Source organism: Sorangium sp. So ce302 (assembly GCF_051530145.1).
Classification (GTDB): Bacteria; Myxococcota_A; Polyangia; order Polyangiales; family Polyangiaceae; genus Sorangium; species Sorangium cellulosum_B.
The window spans coordinates 3961003-3979632 of record NZ_CP150326.1 but is presented as its reverse complement, the minus strand read 5'-3'; the positions used below and the strand labels follow the sequence as shown (position 1 = coordinate 3979632).

The following is an 18630-nucleotide window of genomic DNA, read 5'->3' as shown; positions in this document are numbered from 1 at the left end:
GGCGCCGGAGAGTCAGCATCCAGCGCAGCTCACTGCGCCTCCTGCCCGGCCTTGCCGGTCGCCCCGTGCCCGCCTCGAGCGCGTGCAGGTCGCCCTCGGGCAAAGCGAGCTGGCGCGCCGGAGCAGCCGCCGCATGAACGAGGCATTCGGGACCGAGCGGGCGGGACAGCTCCGACCGCGTCGCCAGAGGAGGCGGACTGGACTACTGCGGCTGACGGGCCAGCAGGCCGATGATGGGGAGCGACAAAAGGACCGAGAAAGCAATTCCCATCGTCCATCGTATCCACCGCTTCTGCGGATTGTTCACCCAGTAGTACAGCAGCAACGACAGGAACAGGGACTGCAGGAGAACCTCTGGAAGACCCCTGAGATGGATCCATGTCGGCAATGTCGTATAGAGCATCCCCTCGATCGAGCCCGGAGCTGGTCCAAACGTGCCGAGGATTCCTACCGCCACGAGGACGATCCACATCACCAGCCAGCCGTTGTTCTTCCCGAAAAACGGCTCGCGCAGCATGTGGAAGACCCCCCCGAACATGATCCCCCTGATGGGCTGAAACAGCGGTCCGGCCATCACCCAGGGATCGCTCGTCGGCCGCATCAAGAGGTTCAGGCTGGACTCTGCAAAGAACCGCGTGTAATCGAGCAGCGACGACGCCAGGAGGCCCACGATCGTGTATGTGACAGAATGGGTCACGACCGTCTTGACCACGATCTCGAGAAGCGTTGGTCGCGCTGGGCTCATGGAATGCCCCCTGTGAGACGAGGTTGTGGACACGGTGTGGTGTCGATGGTTACAGTTGCACGATGTGGCGTTCGCGGTCACGCCATCGGCATCGCTTGAGGGTCTCGTGCTGCTGGCGAGCCGTCCTGAGCGTGCAAGGCGCGCCAGCGAGCCTGACGCCGCGCCCACGCGAAACGTGGTGGTCCGTACCCGTATTTCCGTATCGTCGTGTTGCATGTTGCAGGGCACGTGCCAGCGACGGCCCCGGCCACATCACGCCACGCCCGGGGTACCTGACCCCGGCCGTCCGGAGCACGCACGCTTGGGTTCCCTGCCCAACTCCTGGCCCGGGCAACCCGCGCGGGGACCTCCCGCCGGGCTTCATCGAGATCTGGCGCGGCGGCGTCGCCGAGGATCCGCAGCGGCGGTCATGGGCAGCGAGCCTGCAGTTCTTGCGTCGATGCGAACGATACGCGCCGGTGTTTCACCAGCAGTGTCCGGACACTCCGTCGTGCCATCTTCGCGGCTGCATCGAGCGATACGATGGATCAACAGGCACGCGCTTCGGCGCCGGGCGCGCCGCACTTGGCCGCGTTGGACAGCAGGTTGGTGAGCACCTGCTCCAGGCGCCCGGGATCGGCCAGGAGCGGCGGGACCCCATCGAGCACCTCGACGTCGACCCGATGTCCCCTCGTCGCGTCCGCCGTCCGCTCCACCGTCGCCCGGATGAGCGCTGGCAGATCGACCTCGACGTGCCTGAGATCCAGCCGGTGCGACTCGAGGCGGGAGACGTCGAGCAGATCGTCGATCATCCGGTTGAGCTGCGTCGCGCTGGCCAGGATGTGCTGCGCCTTGTCGCTGCACTGCGGTTGCTTCGCGAGCACGGCGGCCTTGAGAACGATCGTGGTGACCGGCTGGCGCAGATCGTGAGCGATGATGCTGGTCCACTCCTCGCGCATCCGCGCGAGCTCCTTCAACGGGCTGATGTCCTCGCCAGCAATGATCGCCCCGGTGATCGTCCCCGCGCTGTCGCGGAGCGGCGCGGCGGCGACGAGGAAGGTCCGGCACGAGCCGTCCGGCTTCGCGACGATGAGCTCCTCGCCGGGGATCGTCTCGCCGCGCATCGCCCGGCTCGACGGCAGCTCGTCCAGCGGGAGGGCGGTGCCGTCCGGGCGGCGCAGGCGATGTAGTGAATGGGCTCGCCCTTCTCGTCACGCACCACGGGGGTGCTCGGGAGAGAAGCCATCGAAGCGCTCATCTTCGCAGAGCTCCGCGAGGCGCAGCGGCGTCCTGTCTCGGTGGACCGCCCGGAGTCGGCCGCGCGGGCGGGGAGCTTGCGCCGATGATCTCTCCCACTCCGCCGTGGCGCTGCTGCAGATCCAGAGCTCGAAGGGCGCGTCGTCGCCGGCGTAGACGCCGAGGGCCGCGTACTCCGCGCCGGAGATGTCGCGCGTCCGGTCCACGATGCGCTGGAGCGCCGCGGGCAGATCGAAGCTGTCGGCGATGTCGGCAATGGACCGTTGGACGGCCTCGATCTGGGCCTCGGCGCGCGCCTTTCCCTGGCGCGCGAGGGCGCTATCCGAGATCGGCGGCGCGCGCCACGCGGAGCGCAGCGGACTCCACGAGCTCGCCCGGCGCCGGACAGAGCTCGCGGCGCCCGCCCTGGCACGGGGAGACCATGCAGGCGACCTCCTCGTCGCGGCCGCTCGACGCCTCGATCTCGATCTCGATCTCGATCTCGATCTCGATCTCTTCTGGCGACACCGTGGCCCTCACCCTGATCGGCCGATTGTTGCACGAGAGCCACGCGGCCTGAGGCGCCAACGTAGACAGGTCGATGGGGATGACCTCCCTGAATGCCGATCTGTTCATGATCGCCAGCGACGGGAGCTCGGCGCGGCGCTCTGAGCCGCTCGCCCCGGCCGCTCTCCTCAGCGCATGCTCGGCGCGCGGCAGGTGGCGATCTCACCATCGAGCGGCGGACCCGGGGCTTGCTACTTGCTACTCCGTTGCCGAGTGCCGAGGCCCGCGGATGTGAGTCGCTCGTCTCCTCCTGTTCCTCCTCTCGCCGCGGCCGGACATGCACAGCCGTCGCGCGGCGCCGGCGCCCAGCCGCGCATCCGTCCCTCGGAGCTCGGCGCGCTCTCCGTCGAAGGGCGAATTCAGGCATTACGATCCAATCCGACCGGTTTGACGGACGTCGACGCCGCGAGGAGGCGGCTCGCTCACGGCGACAACGAGCTCGCGCCGCCCCGGCGTTCACGTCCGCTCCGGACGCTGCTCGCGCAGCTCACCCATACGCTCGCGTTGCTGCTCTGGCTCGGCGCTGGGCTGGCCTTCGCCGCGGGCGCCCCGGAGCTAGGGTTCGCCATCATCGCTGTCGTCGTGCTCAACGGCGCGTTCGCGTTCATCCAGGAGCACCGCGCCGAGCAGGTCGTGAGCAGCCTGATGCGCCGTGTGGCGGTGCGCGCCCGCGTCGTCCGGGCAGGCATCGAGCGGCGTGTGCCCGCGCGCGAGCTCGTCCCGGGCGACGTGGTCCGGCTCGCGGCAGGTGAGATCGTGCCGGCCGACTGCATCTTGCTCGGCGCAGACAGCCTCTCGCTCGACCTCTCGATGCTCACGGGCGAGACGGCGCCGGTCGATCGCGACGCCGCGCCGATCGCCTCGCCGGGCCGAGGCGCGGAGGAGCTCACGCTCCCGAGCCTGCTCCCGAGCGGCGGGTCCGTGGTGACGGGCGCGGGCGAGGCGCTCGTGTTCGCGACGGGCGCGGAGAGCGCGGCGGGCAAGATCGCCAGGCTCCTCGAGCAGGGCGGGCGCGAGGGCTCGCTGCTCGAGCGCCAGGTCGCGCAGCTCTCGCACGTCACCGCGGCCATCGCGGTGATCGCCGGCGCGGCGACGCTTGTGCTCGCGCAGGCGTTCCATCGCGTCGGCCCGCTCGGCGCGCTCACGTTCGCGATCGGCGTGATCGTGGCGCTCGTCCCCGAGGGGCTGCTCCCGACGCTCAGCGTGTCGCTCGCGATCGGCGCGCAGCGCATGGCGGCGCGCGGGGCCCCGGTGCGGCGCCTCTCCGCGGTCGAGGTGGTCGGGTCGGTGACGACCATCTGCACGGACAAGACGGGAACCCTCACGCAGAACGCGCTCTCGGTGCGCGGCTTCATCCCCGCGCGCGGCGCGCCCCCGGACGCGGAGCAGGCGGCGCGGCTCGCGGCCGCGCTGTGCAACAACGCGCGTCCGGCGCCGGCGGGCGGCGATTACGAGGGCGATCCGGTGGACGTGGCCCTCGCGCGCTGGGCCGCGGCCGGCGGGGTGGAGCTGGCCGAGGCGCGCGCCCGGTGGCCTCGGATCGCCGACACCGCGTTCGACGCGCGCCGGCGCTACATGGCGGTGACGTGCGCGGAAGGCGGCGCCACGCGGGACTTCGTGAAGGGGGCGCCCGAGGCGGTCATCGCGCTGACCGGCGCGCCGGCGCCCGCAGGTCTCGACGAGACGGTGGTGAGCGCGGCCGAGCGCGGCGAGCGCGTCCTCCTGCTCGCCGTGAAGGAGGCCAGCGGCCTGCTCACGTGCCTGGGCCTCGCCTGCCTGCACGACCCGACGCGGCCGGAGGTCCCCGCAGCGATCGCCGCGTGCAGGCGCGCGGGCGTGCGGGTCGTGATCCTGACGGGCGATCACCCCGCAACCGCGCGCTCCGTGGCCGCCGCCATCGGGCTGGATGCGGCGGACCGCATGGTCGAGGGGCCCGAGATCGACGCGATGGACGACCGGGCGCTGCTCGAGCTGCTTCGGGCCGGCGCGAGCCTCGCGCGCACGACGCCGGAGCAGAAGCTGCGGGTCGTGCAGGTGCTGCGGCGGTCCGGCGAGGTGGTCGTGGTGACCGGCGACGGCGTGAACGACGCCCCCGCGCTCCGCGCCGCCGACGTCGGCGTGGCCATGGGTCTGCGCGGCACGGAGGTCGCCAAGCAGGCGGCGGACATCATCCTGTCCGACGACAACTTCGCCACGATCGTGGCGGCCATCGAGGAAGGCCGGGCCATCAAGCAGAATATCCGCCGCTTCGTGAGTTATGTGTTCACGAGCAACGTCGCGGAGCTCGTCCCGTTCCTTCTCTATATCTTCTTCCCGATCCCTCTCCCGCTCGCGATCGTGCAGGTGCTCGCGATCGATCTCGGGACCGACGTGCTGCCCGCGCTGGCGCTCGGCGTTGAGCCGGCGTCGCCCGCGACGTTGCTCGTCCCTCCGGAGCCGCCCCGCAAGCCGATCCTCACCCGGGAGCTCGCGCTGCGGACGTTTTTCCTCTACGGGGCCGTCGAGGCGTTGCTCGGCGTCTTCGCGGGTTTCGGTTATTACTGGGCGCACGGCTGGAGACCTTTCGCGTCGCTCGATCCGTTTCGTGCGCTGGAGCGAGAGGCGGCGACGATGACCTTCGTCGGGATCGTCTCGGGCCAGATAGGGTGTCTGTTGGCGCAGCGCGACGGGCCGCTCTCGAAGCGTCTCGCGTTCTGGTCGAACCCGTGGGTGGCCGCGGGGCTCTCGATCGAGGTCGCGCTGGCGATCGCGCTTCTCTATGTGCCTGGACTGAATCGGATGTTTGCGATGGCCCCGGTGGGGCCGGCGTGGCTCCTCTGGCTGCCCGGGGGCGCCGCGGTCATGGTGCTCGTCGATGCGCTGCGGCGCGCCGCGCTGGCGCGGGGCGCGGGGCGCGGCGGCGTGAGGTGAACCGCGGCTGCCGAAGAATTCTGCTCGGACGCTACTTCTGGGTACCCGACAGGAGGGAGCCGATGTTGAGGCTCATGCTCAGGAGCAAGTGATTGCCGCCCCGCAGGTCGTTCTCCCAGAATGCACCGGCAGTGAGCTTGGTCCCGAGCTGGCTCGAAATGTCGGTGACCAGCGGGAAGGTGCCGGCCACTCCGAGCACCGTTGACATCCCGACGTTGCGCTCGCCAAGATCAAGGAAGTGAGCGCCGAACTGGATCGCGGGATTGGCCGGCCAGGCGTTGACGCCCTCGTCGTAGTTCCAGGGCTCGAGCGTAGCGAGTAGACCGAGGCGGGGCGGCACGTATTGATAATCTGCCGGTTGGCTGGTGTTGCGAAGATCGCGCGGTGAAGCCGGGAATCGGAAGCCAGAGAAGGCCAGCGAAGCCGTGACGTAGCTTCGCAGGCAGAGCGGGCTCTTGTAGATGAGCCCGTTGCGATCGCCGCGGCAGCGCCAGCCGAAGAGGCCGCGAGGGCGAAGCCGGGCTACGTAACGCAGATCGCTGTGCTCGCGCGTATCAAGCTCGTTCACGATCTTGTCCCTCGTGGCGCCCCGGTACACTGCGTCCGCGTTCGGCCGCGCACCGAGCCTGACCTCGACCGTGTAGAGCCCCCGGCCCCCGTCGTCCGCAGGCGGCACCGGCAGCGTGAGCGAGGCGGCGTTCGGCCTCGAGTTCACCGACGACAGGGACAACGGCCAGACACTCTGCGCCTTCTCGGTCCCGTCACGCTGCACGGTGACGACCACCGTCTGCGGGCCATACAGCTCCATCGGGCCGACTATGCCGCCGTTGTTGGCACGCACCTTGAGCTTACACTGGCCGAGCCGCACTGCCTCGTCTCCGATGGCACGCGTCTCTCCGTTCCAGATGCCCGTCTCATCGCCGTCGCAGATGATCTCGAGGAGATCGCGGACAGGCACCGGTACGCTCTCGCGCCGCGCCTCGGCCGCGAGGGGAACGTCGACCTCGAGCAACACGTCACGGCGCCATTCTTCCGTGGTCTTCGGCGCTGCACCGTCCTCCTGCGGGCGCTGGACGGACTCCCGGACGAATCGCACCAACGAGAGCCGCGGCCGGATCGGCTGCCCGGTGTGTTGCGCCACATCGAAGCTGATGGTGTCTGGGCCGTTCAGAAGTGCGCAGTTGCCGGAGGCGGACGGCGCATCCGTCGATGTCGCTTGGTCGATTGGGCGGCAGTTGCGGAAGCGGATCTTGCCACCGAGAGGGGTGGACGCCACGAGCCAGACAAGCTGTTGGTCCTTGGCCATGCGGTACGCGTCGTCCGGGTCTGAAGAGGGCCGGCGTTCAGTTGCTCCAGAGAGGATCGACGCGATATTGGCGGGAGCCCGCGGCAGCGGCGATGGAATATTGAGCGACGACGTGTTGACGATGCTCCACCGCGGCCTCTCCACGGGGCTGACTACCGCGATGCCCTCGGCGCTCTCGCCCGAGGCCCCTTCGAAGTGGCCGAACGGGTCCTGATTCCTGTCGAGCTCGTAATCGACCTTGAGCTTCGCCGCCGCGCTCACCTTGTCGACCACCTCGACGCGGATCACGCCGAGCAGGCGCCCTGCGCTGCGCAGCTCGAACTCGCGGGAGCCTGGCTTCAAACCCTCCGGGATAGAGTGCAGAAGAAAGCCGCTCGGCTCGAATGAATCGAATTCGGCGTTTGTCACATGGATCGAGGTGTCATCCCCCTTCAGCTTCAGCTCGGAAAGGCGGCCAAGCTGGAACGAGCACGCCCTACCCTCGCCGAGCTGAGGCATGATCACGACTCGCTGCCGGACTGCCCCTCGGACGAGCACCCGCACATCGCCTGCGAAATCGTACTTGCAGACGCCAATGTCAATTTTGACAGGCTTGGTGCGCCCCACGAAGGACAGCTCGATGCGGCCCGCTCCCGGCTCGCCACCGAACGCGAACACTGGCTTCCCGCCGGTGTTGTCGAACCGGCACTCGACAGCCGCTTCGCCCGGCTGGCCTTCGCCGTAGCGAAAGGCCTTGCAAGATGCAGGCTCGCCCAGCGCCTGGAGGATTTGGACACCCCAGCTCGTTTGCGCCAGGTACCAGCCATAATTGGGCGCGAGAGCGGGGATCGTCGAGATGATCTCTTTGTCCTTGCGAGGCACGCGAATCGCTGCATCGACCATCACGCGTTTCCAGCTATCACTCTGGATCGATGCGGCACGGAAACGAAGAGGTATGCTCGGGGGCCACCTGCTGTCATCTACGCTCGATGTGGTGCATTCGATGCTTGCGCCACCGATTGCGCGAGTAAGGAGACGGCTCTCGGAGTCATCGTCGATTCCCGTCGTGGGTATTACCGCGCCCTCCCAGTAGTGGAGTTCGCCCCGATATTGATCCCTGTTCGTGATGGCTATCTCCTGAGTGGCCTGTGCCCGTCCATCAGGGAGTCGGTGCGGATCAGGGAGAGGGAGCCGGGGTGGATGCAGAGCCTCCGCCGTCGACCGGTGCTCGCCGTTCTGCATTCCCCGTACCCACCAAAAATTCTCACAAAAACCTCCGCCTCGCGGTCTCGCCGCTTCGATCCTCATGCATTCCGGAGCCGTGTCACAAATTATCACTCCACTTTGCACCACGTCAGCGCCGCCGCTGACGTAAGGCCGGGGCCGATGGAGCGGAGCAGCGGCGCGGAGCCGGCCACAAAATAGGCGACGAGGGGATGCGTGTTGTGGCGACCCGTCTTCCCCTCGTCGTGCTCCGAACACCGTGCAGGAGCGGAGCTCATGCAGGATCGTTCAAGCCGATGTCGATATCAAGCGCTGGATGACGGCGGTGCCAGCGGTTCACTACCTGCGGCCGGCGCGCTGTCCCTGTTGCGACGCGGCCGGCCGGCCCGTCGACGGCCCGCTGAGGATGCGCGGCCACGGCCTGCGCGAGCGTCAGGTCTACGGCCCGCTCCAGGCCGGTGGCGCTCCGCAGCTGGTCACGGTGCACGCCCGGCGCTATCGATGCAGCGCCTGCGGCGCGATCGTGGTCGTGGTGCCCCGCGGGCTGCTGCCCCGGCGTCGCTACACCGCGTCGGCGATCGGCTGGGTGCTCGCTCGCGTCGGACTCGACGGCGCGACCACGCCGACTGTCCGCGCCGAGGTCTGCAGCTGCGCGATCGTGGGCGTCGCGGCCGCCGAGCGGTGGCTCGCGCCGTCGCGATGGATTGAGGCCAGTCGCCGCGGACAGCTGTTCCCGCGGCTCGGACGTCACGGCGCGGAGAGCACCCGCGTGCAGATCGCCGAGCGCACGGCGATGCAGCTCGTCGCGCTGTCGCCCCGGGGCGACGCGGGCGAGCGCGCCCCTCACCTGGCGTTCCGCGGCGCCGCGCTCGCAGCATGATGCCCATCTGCCGGCAAACGCGGGCTCCGGCGACTCCACCACATAGGATCGGGCACGGCGGCGGCAAGATGAGGCACTGGGTCCACACGGGTCGTCGAAACGCACCCGTGGAAAGGACCGTTCGTGGACATCCTCAAATCCAAAGATCACTCGGAGGAAATCGCCATTTTCCGCCATGGCGTCATCGGGCACATCTGCGCTCGTGATCTCGAGCACGGCGACCTCGCTGAAGCCCTACGCGACCTCTCGATCCAGCGCCTGCGCCCGCCCGGCGGCGCATGCACGCGCTCCTTCTCGGTGCCGACCCTCGAGCGCTGGCTCTATGCCTATCGCCGGCGAGGGCTCGAAGGTCTCCGCCCTCGCGCCCGTAGCGACCGCGGGCGCGGCCGCGAGCTCGATGCCGTGCTGCGGCAACTGCTGTGCGACATCCGGCGGGAACACCCGGCGGCCTCGGTGCCGCTCATCCTGCGCACGCTGCGCGCCGACGGACGCCTGTGCGCCACGGTCAGCGCCTCGACCGTGCGTCGCCTCTTCCGCCAAGAGGGGCTCGACAAGATCCCGCAGCGTGACGGCAAGGGGCCGACGACTCGGCTCAAGTGGCAAGCCGACCACCCAGACGCGCTCTGGCACGGCGACGTCTGCCACGGCCCGACACTCCATCTCGCCGGGCGCAGGGTCCCCGTGCGAATCCACGCCCTGCTCGACGATGCCTCACGTTTCATCGTCGCCATCTCGGTCGAGAGCGACGAGAAGGAAGACACCATGTTGCGGCTGCTCGTCCGCGCCCTCCGACTCCAGGGCGTTCCAAGCGCGCTGTATCTGGACAACGGTGCGACCTACCGTGGCGACGCCTTGCGCCTCTTCTGCTCGCGCCTCGGGATCACCCTGCTTCATGCGCGCCCCTACGACCCGCAGGCGCGCGGCAAGATGGAGAGATTCTGGCGAACGCTTCGAGAGAACGTGCTCGACCACCTGGGCTCGATCACGTCGCTGGAGGACATCTCCTCTCGTATTCAGGCCTTTGTCGACGTCCACTACCATCCGTCCCCGCACGCCGGACTGATGGGGCGCGCGCCCGGGCTCGTGTACGCGCCCGGGCAGCGCGAGGTCGACGCCCTTTCCGAGGCTCGCCTGCGCGAAGCGCTCACGCTGCGGCAGCGCCGGCGCGTGCGCCGAGACACGACCGTTTCGGTCCGAGGGCGGCTCTACGAGCTCGATCACGGCTACCTCGCCGGCCGTGTCGTGATCGTCGCCTACTGCCTGCTCGACGAGCCTCTCGCCCCGGTTGTCGAGATCGAGGGGCAGCGCATCCCGCTTCGCCTCGTCGACCCGGTACACAACGCGCACGTCAAGCGGCCACCACGCCGTGTCACGAAGAGCGGCGAGTCGCCCGCGGGGCAGCCGGTCGCCTTCGACCCGGCCGGCGCCCTGCTCGTGAAGAGCGCGCGCGATGCGGCTCTGGCGCCCGGCGCGGACGACGTCGATACCGAGGAGGATCTCGATGCGATCTTCTGAGCTCGGCTTCTTCGGCCTTCGCACGGCCCCCTTCTCCAAGGAGCTCGACGATGCCGAGCTGTGGTTGCCCACGTCGAAGCAGGTGCTCGTCGACGATCTCGAAGCCGCGCTTCTTGAGCGCGCCAGCGTGCTCCTCGTCGGTGAGCCGGGCGTCGGCAAAACGTGTGTGCTTCGGGCCTTGCGGCACCGGCTACCACAGGCTGGATTTCGCCTGACCTACTGCCACAATGCGACGCTCGGCCGGCGCGACTTCTACCGCTACCTCTGCCATGCGCTCGGCCTGCAGCCGACCTCGAGCGCCGCGAGCCTGTTCCTCGCGGTCGAGCGGCACGTCCACGAGTTGCGCAGAGACCAGGTGCATCCGGTGTTTCTGCTCGACGAGGCCCATCTGCTGCACCCGGACATGATGGCGCATTTGCATATCCTGTTGAACCACGAGTGGGACAGCCGTGCTCTTCTGTCGATCCTCCTTGTTGGCCTGCCGGAGCTCGAGGGCCGCATGGCGTTACGCTCCCACCGCTCGCTGCTCACGCGCATCCACCACCGCTTTATGATCGAGCCAGCCACGGTGGAGGACACGGTGGAGTACGTGGCCTTCCGCCTGAAGGGTGCCGGCGCGGACCACGAGCTCTTCTCGCGCGAGTCGCTCGCCGCCCTGCATGAGCTCGCGTCGGGCTCGCTGCGCGAGATTGACCGCCTCGCCGCGGCGGCGATGCGCGAATCGGCCCGCCGGAAGCGCAAGCTGGTCGACCGCGACGCGGTGGCCCGCGTCGCGGAGACGCTCACGCTCTCCTCGTCGCTCGGCTAAACGGCGGCGCTCAGCCCGCGAAGCTCGTCGGCCTCGCGGGCCGAGTCGTGTCAGGTCCACGATGGCCATCGCCTCGCCGCGACGGACGGTGGCCGGCAGGATGCCCATCGCGCCGTGCGACGTCGGGGCAACACCCGCAATGGCCGTCGCCGGACGGAGCCCTGCCGAACGGCCGCGAGATGGCCATCATCGAGGCGGGGCGCGGTGCCATAAGCCAGTCGGCTCGGTAACAGTGGGCCCGATGATTCCGCCCCCTGTGCCGGATCTGACCACGGCGATGTCAGCCAGGGGAGAATCAGATCCAGCAACCACACGACAATACTTGAGGTCCTGATTGTCGAGCTGGGCCTTTATACCGAGGCGTTCATCGACCAGGATGACCATCGTGGACTGCGCAGCCGCCGTTCGAGTCCCCACGACGAGCGCCATCAACACCGCCGCAAGCACGATTTGAGATCCCCTCACGGTTGACCTCCCTCTTCATCCTTGCCGCCGCTGCCGCCTTCGCCCTTGCCGCCGCTGCCGCCTTCGCCCTTGCCGCCGCTGCCGCCTTCGCCCTTGCCGCCGCTGCCGCCTTCGCCCTTGCCGCCGCTGCCGCCTTCGCCCTTGCCGCCGCTGCCGCCTTCGCCCTTGCCGCCGCTGCCGCCTTCGCCCTCGCCGCCGCTGCCGCCTTCGCCCTCGCCGCCGCTGCCGCCTTCGCCTCCATCGGGAGGCAGCGCTGAGCACTTCTTATTCTCCGCCTCCTCTGAGATGATCCAGCTCGCGTGCTCCATGGCGACACAGCTCTCGACGACATCCTCGGCTGCGAACGGCTGCTTGACGTAGCGGAATCCGGATCCACAGGCGGCATCCACGCCGGCGTCATCAAGGATCCGCACCGCGCATGAGTTCGTCGCGCAGACACAGATTTGATGTGGCTCCGTGCAGCTCTGGAGGATATCCATGTCGCCTTCGAGGGCGACACCGCACCTGAAGGGCTGGGTCTCGTAAAGATCGCAAGAAAGTGCTGCTACGGCGATGCTGATGCAGGTGGTGCTGAGCGCAAGGAGGGCGTAGGCTCGCCGTCTCCGTGTATCGGAACGCTTCTGTGGCAACCCAGAGCCGAGCATTGGTGCTAGTCCGCGCATCTTATCTCCAGGGCGCGCGACCTGCTGGATCTTACGGTCTCCATGGCGGCGCCCAATGGCGCCAGGAGCACTGGACATGCCAGACATTCTCGATTTGCAGCCCGCCCGGCTTGGGAGAGCCACTCCGCAGAAACACCAGGATATCTAGAACAATCGACCGGACGTCCACGGGGCCGACCAGTTTGCTGGAGCTCCGGTGCCAGCCCGCGCGCCGCATGATCTGCACATGACGCAATTTTTGCGTCGTGCTCCGACCCTGGTTGGGCGAGCATCAATGCCGGTCCGTTGAGGCGGCCCCTCGTCACCGGCGAATGCGCAAGTGTTCGTAGTCGCTGGAATCCTCCAGCCATCGGCCACGCGGCCGAGCGCGACGGCCATGTGCGTTAGCAGTTCGTCGAGCCTGAAGCTACGAACGACGCCGAGCGAGCGGAGGAGCTGAGCGAGCCCCTCCGACCACATCGCGGAGCCGCGGTCGGCGTGCATCGTGAGCGAGCCCGGCCCGACGTCGTGGCGGGCGACCGCGCGAACGGGAAGCGGGCTCGCTGAGCGCAGGCGAACGCGGTCGCGTGTGACCGGACGGCGCATGAACGACGTTATCCCGGCGAACGGCTGGAGCTCGGCGCCAAAGCCGGATTCCGATGCGGTCATGAGGCGCTCCTGCGATGAGGGGACCCGCGCCATCTTGACCGCTCCCGCACGCTGCAGCCAGCGCTCCGATCGTCGCGCCGGGCAGCGCGGACAGCGCGAGTCCGTCGCCGTGGTCCTCGCGGGCGCCGGAGACGCGGGGGACAGCGCCGGCATCTCATGCTGCCGGGGCGCGGGCCCCGGCATGCGCGCGAGCACCACGGATCTCGCGCGCAAACGCCGAGACGTGCCGCACGGACCCCGGATGTCCCGGAGGCGAGCTCCGATGCAGCGAGAACCAGATTACCTCACCCGCGTGCCGCTGGCCTCTTTCGTCACTTCGGGATACGGAGACACCGACTTCGGCGGTGGGCTCGATCCATGGCATACAGGGTCGTTCGATCTGGCCCTGGCGATGCGGGATCGAGAACTTCAACATCATCCTCTGCAGCTCGGTGATCCCGCCGGAGGCGTACGAGATCCCCATCGAGGTCGCAAAGCCCCACTTCCGCCACGGTGCGGTGATGGAGGTGATCATGGCCTCCGTGAACGGGAGGGCCGGCGAGACCGTCACGGCGGGGCTGGGCCGCGTCCGCGTCCGCGATCGGCGGACCGGCGCCTGTCTCGGCGGGTTCGCCGCCGAGTACGAGGGGCACGACGATGCCGCCACGGCCGCGCGCACGCTCCGTCATGAGCTGGAGGGGATAGCGCGGCGCCGATATGCCGCAGCGCAGGTCGACCTCGAGTACGCCGAGCCGGCGATCGCCTCGCGCGAGGTGCAAAACAGGCACGGCACCGCGATCGCCGCGCTGTGCTGGCTCACCTATTCGTTCCCGCAGCTCACCGAGCCGCAGCGCGAGGCGCTGCGCGCCGCGGAGAAGGCGGATCGTTGGTCTCCGGCGCCCGCGAAGCGGTCAGGCGCCCCGGCCGATGCGCTCGAATCCGCGTGGACTGGCGCCACGGCGGAGGCATGCGATGGGCTATCCTCGACCGCCGAGGTAGGCGGAGCTCACGGCCAGGTCCGTGCTCAGCTCGCCAGCGGAGCCCTGCAGGGTGATGCGGCCCGCCTCCAGGACGTACGCGCGGCTCGCCACGCGGAGCGCTGCGCGGGCGTTTTGCTCGACCATGAGCACGGTCGTGCCTGCCTCGTTGATCTCCCGGACCGTCCGGAAGATGAAGCGCCGCAGGTTCGGCGAGAGTCCCATGGACGACTCGTCGAGCATGAGGAGCACGGGGCGGGCCATCAGCGCGCGCCCGAGGGCGAGCATCTGCTGCTCGCCTCCGGAGAGCGTGCCTGCCAGGTGGCTCCGCAGCCCGAGGAGCTGGGGGAACATCTCGTAGATCCGACGCATGTCCTCCGTCACGCGCTCCCGCTGCGCTCGGACCGAGAACGCCCCAACGAGGAGGTTCTCCTCGACGGTGAGCGGCTCGAAGATGCGCCGGCCCTCGGGCGCTTGCACGATGCCCATGCGGACGATCTCTTCGGGGCGATGTCCGGTGATGTCCTTGCCCCGAAACCAGATCTCGCCCTGCCTGGGCTTCACGATGCCCGAGATGGCCCCGAGGATCGTGCTCTTGCCCGCGCCGTTGTTGCCCAGGAGGGTCACGATCTCTCCCTCGTCGACGTGGAGGTCGATGCCCTTGAGCGCCTCGATCGTGCCATGGAAGGCATGGACGCCCTTCAGCTCAAGGAGCTTGCTCGATGTCCTCATCTGCGTCCTTTCCGAGGTAAGCCTCGATCACCCGCGGGTCGCGCCGAACCTCGGCCGGCGCCCCCTCGGCGAGCTTCTCTCCGTGATCCAGCACGATCAGCCTGGAGGTGATCGACATGATCAGCGTCATGTCGTGATCGATGAGGAGGAGGGTGACGCCAGCGTCCCGAATCCTGTGGATGAGATCCATGAGCGCGATCTTCTCCGGCGTGTTCAGCCCCGCGGCCGGCTCGTCGAGGAGCAGCAGCGTGGGGCGGACGGCCATGGCGCGGGCGATCTCCAGGCGGCGCTGGGCTCCGTAGGGCAGGTTGCCGGCCGCCCGCCGGGCCTCGCCGGCGAGGCCGACGAACTCCAGCCAGTACCGGGCCTGCGCTCGGGCCTCCCGCTCCTCGCGCACCTGCGAGGGCAGGCGCAGCACGGAGGAGACGAGCCTGGCCTGGGTGCGGCAGTGAGTGCCGGACAGGACGTTCTCCTCTGCAGAGAGCTGGGGGAACAGGCGCAGGTTCTGGAAGGTGCGGGCGAGCCCCAGGGCCGCGCGCTCGTCGGGGCGCAGGCGCAACAGCGATCTCCCGCCGAGCACGAGCGATCCGGCGAAGGGACGATAAAAGCCGCTGATGCAGTTGAAGACACACGTCTTGCCGGCGCCGTTCGGGCCGATAAGCCCGAGCGTCTCTCCCTCCTCCACAGAGAAGCTCAGGGACCGGACCGCGGTGTGGCCGCCGAAACGAAGGCTCATGTCCTCGACCTGGAGCAGCGCCACGGCACTACTCCTCCGCTCTTCTCGGAGCGGGCCAGAGCCCGGTCGGGCGAAAGAGCATGAGCAGCACGAGCGCTGCGCCGAAGATCAGGTAGCGGAACCCGGCGACCGGCCGGAGGAGCTCGGGGAGAATCGTGACCAGCGCGCCGCCCAGGATGGCGCCGGGCACGCTGCCGGCGCCGCCCACGATCACCGCCAGGAGAAAGAGGACGGAGCGCATGAAGCTGAAGCTCGCCGGGGAGACGGCGGTCATCTTCATGGCGAATACCGCGCCGGCGATGCCGGCGCAGAAGGTGCCGATTTGGTAGGCGAGGAGCCGGTAACTCAACGTGTGGATGCCCATGGCCTCCGCGGCCTCCTCGTCTTCCCGCAAGAAGGCCCAGGCTCGTCCGATCCGGGATTCGCGCAGGCGGGCCGCAGCGCACGCGGCGATGACCAGCAATGCCAGCATCGTGTAGTAGTAATGAACGGGTCGCTCCAGCCGGAGCCCGAGGAGAGACGGAGGCGCGAGGCCGAAGATGCCGCTGGGGCCGCCGGTCGCGTCCAGGTTGGTGGCCGTGATCCGGGTGATCTCGCCGAAGCCCAGCGTCACGATGGCCAGATAATCGCGGCGGAGCCGGAGCACGAGGAGGCCGATGAGGGAGCCAAGCGCCATGGCGACGGCGCCGCTGGCGGGCAATGCCAGCGTGAAGGAGAGCCCGGCGCGCTGGGTGAGGAGCGCCGCCGTGTACGCGCCGACGGCGAAGTATGCGGCGTGCCCGAGGTCGAGGAGGCCGGCATAGCCGACCACCACGTTCAGGCCCACGGCCACCGTCATGTAAATGAGGGCCATGACCGCGATGTCCATGAGATAGGGATCCTGCACCCCGAGCGGCAGGGCGACCGCGAGCAGCAGCAGGGCTGCGGGCCCCCGTCGCCGGAGGAGCTGTCTTTCGCCGGAGCCGAGCGCAGCGAGACGCCTCACCGTCACATCCTCTTACCGACGCGCTCGCCGAGCAGCCCGGTGGGCTTGATGATCAGGATCGCGATGAGGGCGGCGAACGCGAAGACATCCTTCCACTGGCCGCCCACGCTCCTCGTCCCGAAGACCTCCAGAAGCCCGAGCATCATCCCGCCCACCACGGCGCCCGAGAGGTTCCCGATGCCGCCCAGGACCGAGGCGGTGAACGCCTTGATCCCGACGATGAAGCCCATCAGGAAGTTGATCTGGCCATAGTACAGGCCGGCCATCACGCCCCCCGCAGCCGCCATGACGGCTCCCAGGAAGAACGCGAGGGAGATCATCCTGTTGACGTCGATGCCCATCAACTGGGCCGCCTCGGCGTCGAACGCAGTGGCGCGCATGGCCAGACCGACGGTGGACCCCCCGATGATCCGGCGCAAGGCCCACATCAGCGCGAGCGCCGTCGCGAAGATGGCGATGTGGGCATATCCCACGTGGACGCCCAGCAGCGACGTCCCGGCTCGCGTCAGGGCGATGGGATATACACGGAAGCTGGGCCCCCAGGGCTCGAAGAGCATGATGGCGTTCTCCAGGAGGAGCGACATGCCGAGCGCCGTGATGAGGAGGATGAGCCTCGGAGAGCGGCGCAGCGGGCGATAGGCGACCCGCTCCATCAGCACGCCCACGCCGCCCGCGACGGCCATGGCGGTGAGCAGGGCGAGGCCGATTCCGAGCGCGCCCGTGCCGAGCAAGGACCCGCTGGCGAGCGCGAGGACGCTGTAGCCGACGAAGGCTCCGAGCGCGTACAGGTCGCCGTGAGCGAAGTTGATCATGCGCATGATCCCGTAAACCATGCTGTATCCGAGGGCGACCAGGGCGTAGAACGAACCGATGACCAGCGCGTTCAAGAGCTGCTCGAGGGCGTTCGAGATGCGGTTCGTGGAGCGAGCGGGTGGCCCGGGGTCCACCGCCGCGCGCGGCGGCGCAGGGGGCGCGGCGTCGGCGCGCGGGGCGGTGAGCCCCTGGATAAGCGTGAATCTGCCCTTCCTGATCTCGAGGACCACGAAGCTCGCGTTCTGGCGCCTGCCGGAGGCGTCGAAGGAGACCGCTCCGGTCAGGCCGTCGTGGTGAATGCCGCGAATGGCCGCCGCGACCGCGGCGCGGTCGGTGGAGCCTGCCGCCTGGATGGCTGAAGCGACGAGTTGCGCCGCGTCGTACGCCTGCGCGCTGTAAGGGCCTGGTTCGCCGTAAGCCGCTGCATAGCGTCGCGCCCAGCCTGCAGCGCCCGGGAGCTCGGCGGCGCTCGGGGGGCTCGTGACGAACACGCCCTCCGCGCTGGCGAGGCCGGCGGTGGCGACGAGGGCGGCGTCGCGCGAACCGTCGCCGACCATGATCGAGGCGTCGATGCCCTGACCGCGGGCCTGCCTGATGATGAGGCCCCCCTCGGCGTAGTATCCAGTCCAGTAGATGGCGTCCGGGTGCCTGGCCTTGAGGTGCGTCAGCACGGCGGAGAAGTCCCGCTCGCCGGGCGTCACCGCATCGAAGGCGACGACGTCGGCCCTGCCCCGGAGCTCCTCCCGCGTGAGATCGGCGAGCTCCCTTGCGAACGCGGAGTTGTCGTGGAGGATAGCAATCCTCCTCTTGCCCAGCTCGGCGGTGAGGAAGTCGGCGGCCGTACGGGCCTGGACCTGATTGTTCGGGAGCATCAGGTTGATGTTGTCGAACCCCTGCATCGTCAGCTTGACGGCGTTGGCCCCCGGCACGACAGCGCCTATACGAGCGCCATGATAGACGGGCTCGGCAGGCAGGAGGGCGCCGCTGCAATAGCCGGAGATCGCCGCGACCGCTCCCTGCGCGGCGAGCTTGTGGGCGGCGGCCACGGCGGCCTCTGCGTCGCAGGCGTCGTCCTGGAACGTGACCTCCAGCCTGCGGCCCAGCACGCCGCCGCCGCCGTTGATCTCGTCGACGGCCATCTCGATGGCCTGTCTCATGTCCTGCCCCATCTTGGCGCTGGAGCCGGTGAGCGGGACTGCCGAGCCGATGACGATGGCGTCGCGCCCGTCGCCCGAGCTGCGTTCGCTGCGGCTTGAGCCGCACGCTCCGGCGGCGAGCGCCCCGCAGGCGGCAAACAGGCGCAGCCAGCAACGGGGCGAGGGTGTTTGCCCGAGATGCATGTTGCCGAGCGGCTATTGAGCGTATGGCGCGTGTGTCAATCGGACAGGCCTACCTCACCGGCCTCCAGCAGCTGCTCGTCGCCCCGCTCGATCCCTTCAAGTTCGGCTTCGTCCTGGGACGATAGCAGGCGACCCCTCCCCGGC

14 protein-coding genes and 1 pseudogene are annotated in these 18630 nt (G+C 68.9%); 5 read left to right on the top strand and 10 right to left on the bottom strand.

Annotated elements, in window-relative coordinates; all coding sequences use genetic code 11:
- Positions 1-202 precede the first annotated feature (202 nt).
- From WME73_RS15220 to WME73_RS15205, 4 genes are all read right to left on the bottom strand, one after another.
- Positions 203-712 (bottom strand): hypothetical protein, encoded by a 510-nt coding sequence (locus WME73_RS15220; protein ID WP_437746164.1) that lies wholly within the window; start codon positions 710-712, stop codon positions 203-205.
- Positions 713-1272: 560 nt separating this feature from the next.
- A complete protein-coding gene (locus WME73_RS15215) occupies positions 1273-1848 on the bottom strand; it encodes a histidine kinase dimerization/phospho-acceptor domain-containing protein (protein WP_437916142.1) in 576 nt (191 codons plus the stop codon).
- Between the two features lie 87 nt (positions 1849-1935).
- Positions 1936-2187 (bottom strand): hypothetical protein, encoded by a 252-nt coding sequence (locus WME73_RS15210; RefSeq protein WP_437746162.1) that lies wholly within the window; start codon positions 2185-2187, stop codon positions 1936-1938.
- 112 nt (positions 2188-2299) lie between these two features.
- Positions 2300-2596 (bottom strand): hypothetical protein, encoded by a 297-nt coding sequence (locus WME73_RS15205; RefSeq protein WP_437916141.1) that lies wholly within the window; start codon positions 2594-2596, stop codon positions 2300-2302.
- A 144-nt stretch (positions 2597-2740) separates the two neighbouring features.
- On the opposite strand from WME73_RS15205, the gene WME73_RS15200 reads away from it, so the two are divergent.
- Complete coding sequence (locus tag WME73_RS15200) at positions 2741-5437, top strand: cation-translocating P-type ATPase (protein WP_437916140.1); 2697 nt, start codon at positions 2741-2743, stop codon at positions 5435-5437.
- Between the two features lie 31 nt (positions 5438-5468).
- Here the strand turns inward: WME73_RS15200 and WME73_RS15195 are convergent, their stop codons facing one another.
- A complete protein-coding gene (locus WME73_RS15195; RefSeq protein ID WP_437916139.1) occupies positions 5469-7625 on the bottom strand; it encodes a hypothetical protein in 2157 nt (718 codons plus the stop codon).
- A gap of 637 nt (positions 7626-8262) precedes the next feature.
- Here WME73_RS15195 and WME73_RS15190 point away from each other — a divergent pair.
- The 3 genes from WME73_RS15190 to WME73_RS15180 all read left to right on the top strand — a co-directional run bounded on the left by WME73_RS15190 (position 8263) and on the right by WME73_RS15180 (position 11149).
- Positions 8263-8826 (top strand): DUF6431 domain-containing protein, encoded by a 564-nt coding sequence (locus WME73_RS15190; RefSeq protein WP_437911983.1) that lies wholly within the window; start codon positions 8263-8265, stop codon positions 8824-8826.
- Between the two features lie 123 nt (positions 8827-8949).
- Positions 8950-10341: a DDE-type integrase/transposase/recombinase gene (locus tag WME73_RS15185; RefSeq protein WP_437911984.1), complete on the top strand. Its 1392-nt coding sequence runs from the start codon at positions 8950-8952 to the stop codon at positions 10339-10341.
- 64 nt (positions 10342-10405) lie between these two features.
- Entirely contained in the window at positions 10406-11149 is a 744-nt protein-coding gene (locus tag WME73_RS15180) for an ExeA family protein (protein ID WP_437911985.1), read from the top strand.
- 461 nt (positions 11150-11610) lie between these two features.
- Here the strand turns inward: WME73_RS15180 and WME73_RS15175 are convergent, their stop codons facing one another.
- A complete protein-coding gene (locus tag WME73_RS15175; protein WP_437916138.1) occupies positions 11611-12093 on the bottom strand; it encodes a hypothetical protein in 483 nt (160 codons plus the stop codon).
- 1175 nt (positions 12094-13268) lie between these two features.
- On the opposite strand from WME73_RS15175, the pseudogene WME73_RS15170 reads away from it, so the two are divergent.
- Positions 13269-13658: pseudogene (locus WME73_RS15170) on the top strand (pyruvoyl-dependent arginine decarboxylase); the annotation flags it as partial.
- Between the two features lie 222 nt (positions 13659-13880).
- On the opposite strand, the gene WME73_RS15165 reads toward WME73_RS15170, so the two are convergent.
- Genes WME73_RS15165 through WME73_RS15150 form a run of 4 tightly spaced genes read right to left on the bottom strand, consistent with a single transcriptional unit; the run spans position 13881 to position 18486 of the window.
- The gene (locus WME73_RS15165) at positions 13881-14612 is read right to left on the bottom strand and encodes an ABC transporter ATP-binding protein (RefSeq protein WP_437916137.1); all 732 of its coding nucleotides are present in this window, start codon (positions 14610-14612) and stop codon (positions 13881-13883) included.
- Positions 14587-15372 carry an ABC transporter ATP-binding protein gene (locus tag WME73_RS15160; RefSeq protein ID WP_437916136.1) on the bottom strand — a complete coding sequence of 262 codons (786 nt, stop codon included), beginning with the start codon at positions 15370-15372 and terminating at the stop codon, positions 14587-14589. Before WME73_RS15160 ends, WME73_RS15165 begins: the two co-directional genes overlap by 26 nt.
- Before the next feature lie 4 nt (positions 15373-15376).
- A complete protein-coding gene (locus tag WME73_RS15155; protein WP_437916135.1) occupies positions 15377-16333 on the bottom strand; it encodes a branched-chain amino acid ABC transporter permease in 957 nt (318 codons plus the stop codon).
- A 2-nt stretch (positions 16334-16335) separates the two neighbouring features.
- Positions 16336-18486 carry an ABC transporter substrate-binding protein gene (locus WME73_RS15150; RefSeq protein ID WP_437916134.1) on the bottom strand — a complete coding sequence of 717 codons (2151 nt, stop codon included), beginning with the start codon at positions 18484-18486 and terminating at the stop codon, positions 16336-16338.
- Positions 18487-18630 lie beyond the last annotated feature (144 nt).

Bases quoted from the DNA above. Each gene is read 5' to 3' on its own strand.
- WME73_RS15215 (WP_437916142.1), bottom strand. From the start codon at position 1,848: ATGCGCGGCGAGACGATCCCCGGCGAGGAGCTCATCGTCGCGAAGCCG.
- WME73_RS15205 (WP_437916141.1), bottom strand. From the start codon at position 2,596: ATGAACAGATCGGCATTCAGGGAGGTCATCCCCATCGACCTGTCTACG.
- WME73_RS15195 (WP_437916139.1), bottom strand. From the start codon at position 7,625: ATGGTCGATGCAGCGATTCGCGTGCCTCGCAAGGACAAAGAGATCATC.
- WME73_RS15190 (WP_437911983.1), top strand. From the start codon at position 8,263: ATGACGGCGGTGCCAGCGGTTCACTACCTGCGGCCGGCGCGCTGTCCC.
- WME73_RS15175 (WP_437916138.1), bottom strand. From the start codon at position 12,093: ATGGATATCCTCCAGAGCTGCACGGAGCCACATCAAATCTGTGTCTGC.
- WME73_RS15165 (WP_437916137.1), bottom strand. From the start codon at position 14,612: ATGAGGACATCGAGCAAGCTCCTTGAGCTGAAGGGCGTCCATGCCTTC.
- WME73_RS15150 (WP_437916134.1), bottom strand. From the start codon at position 18,486: ATGCATCTCGGGCAAACACCCTCGCCCCGTTGCTGGCTGCGCCTGTTT.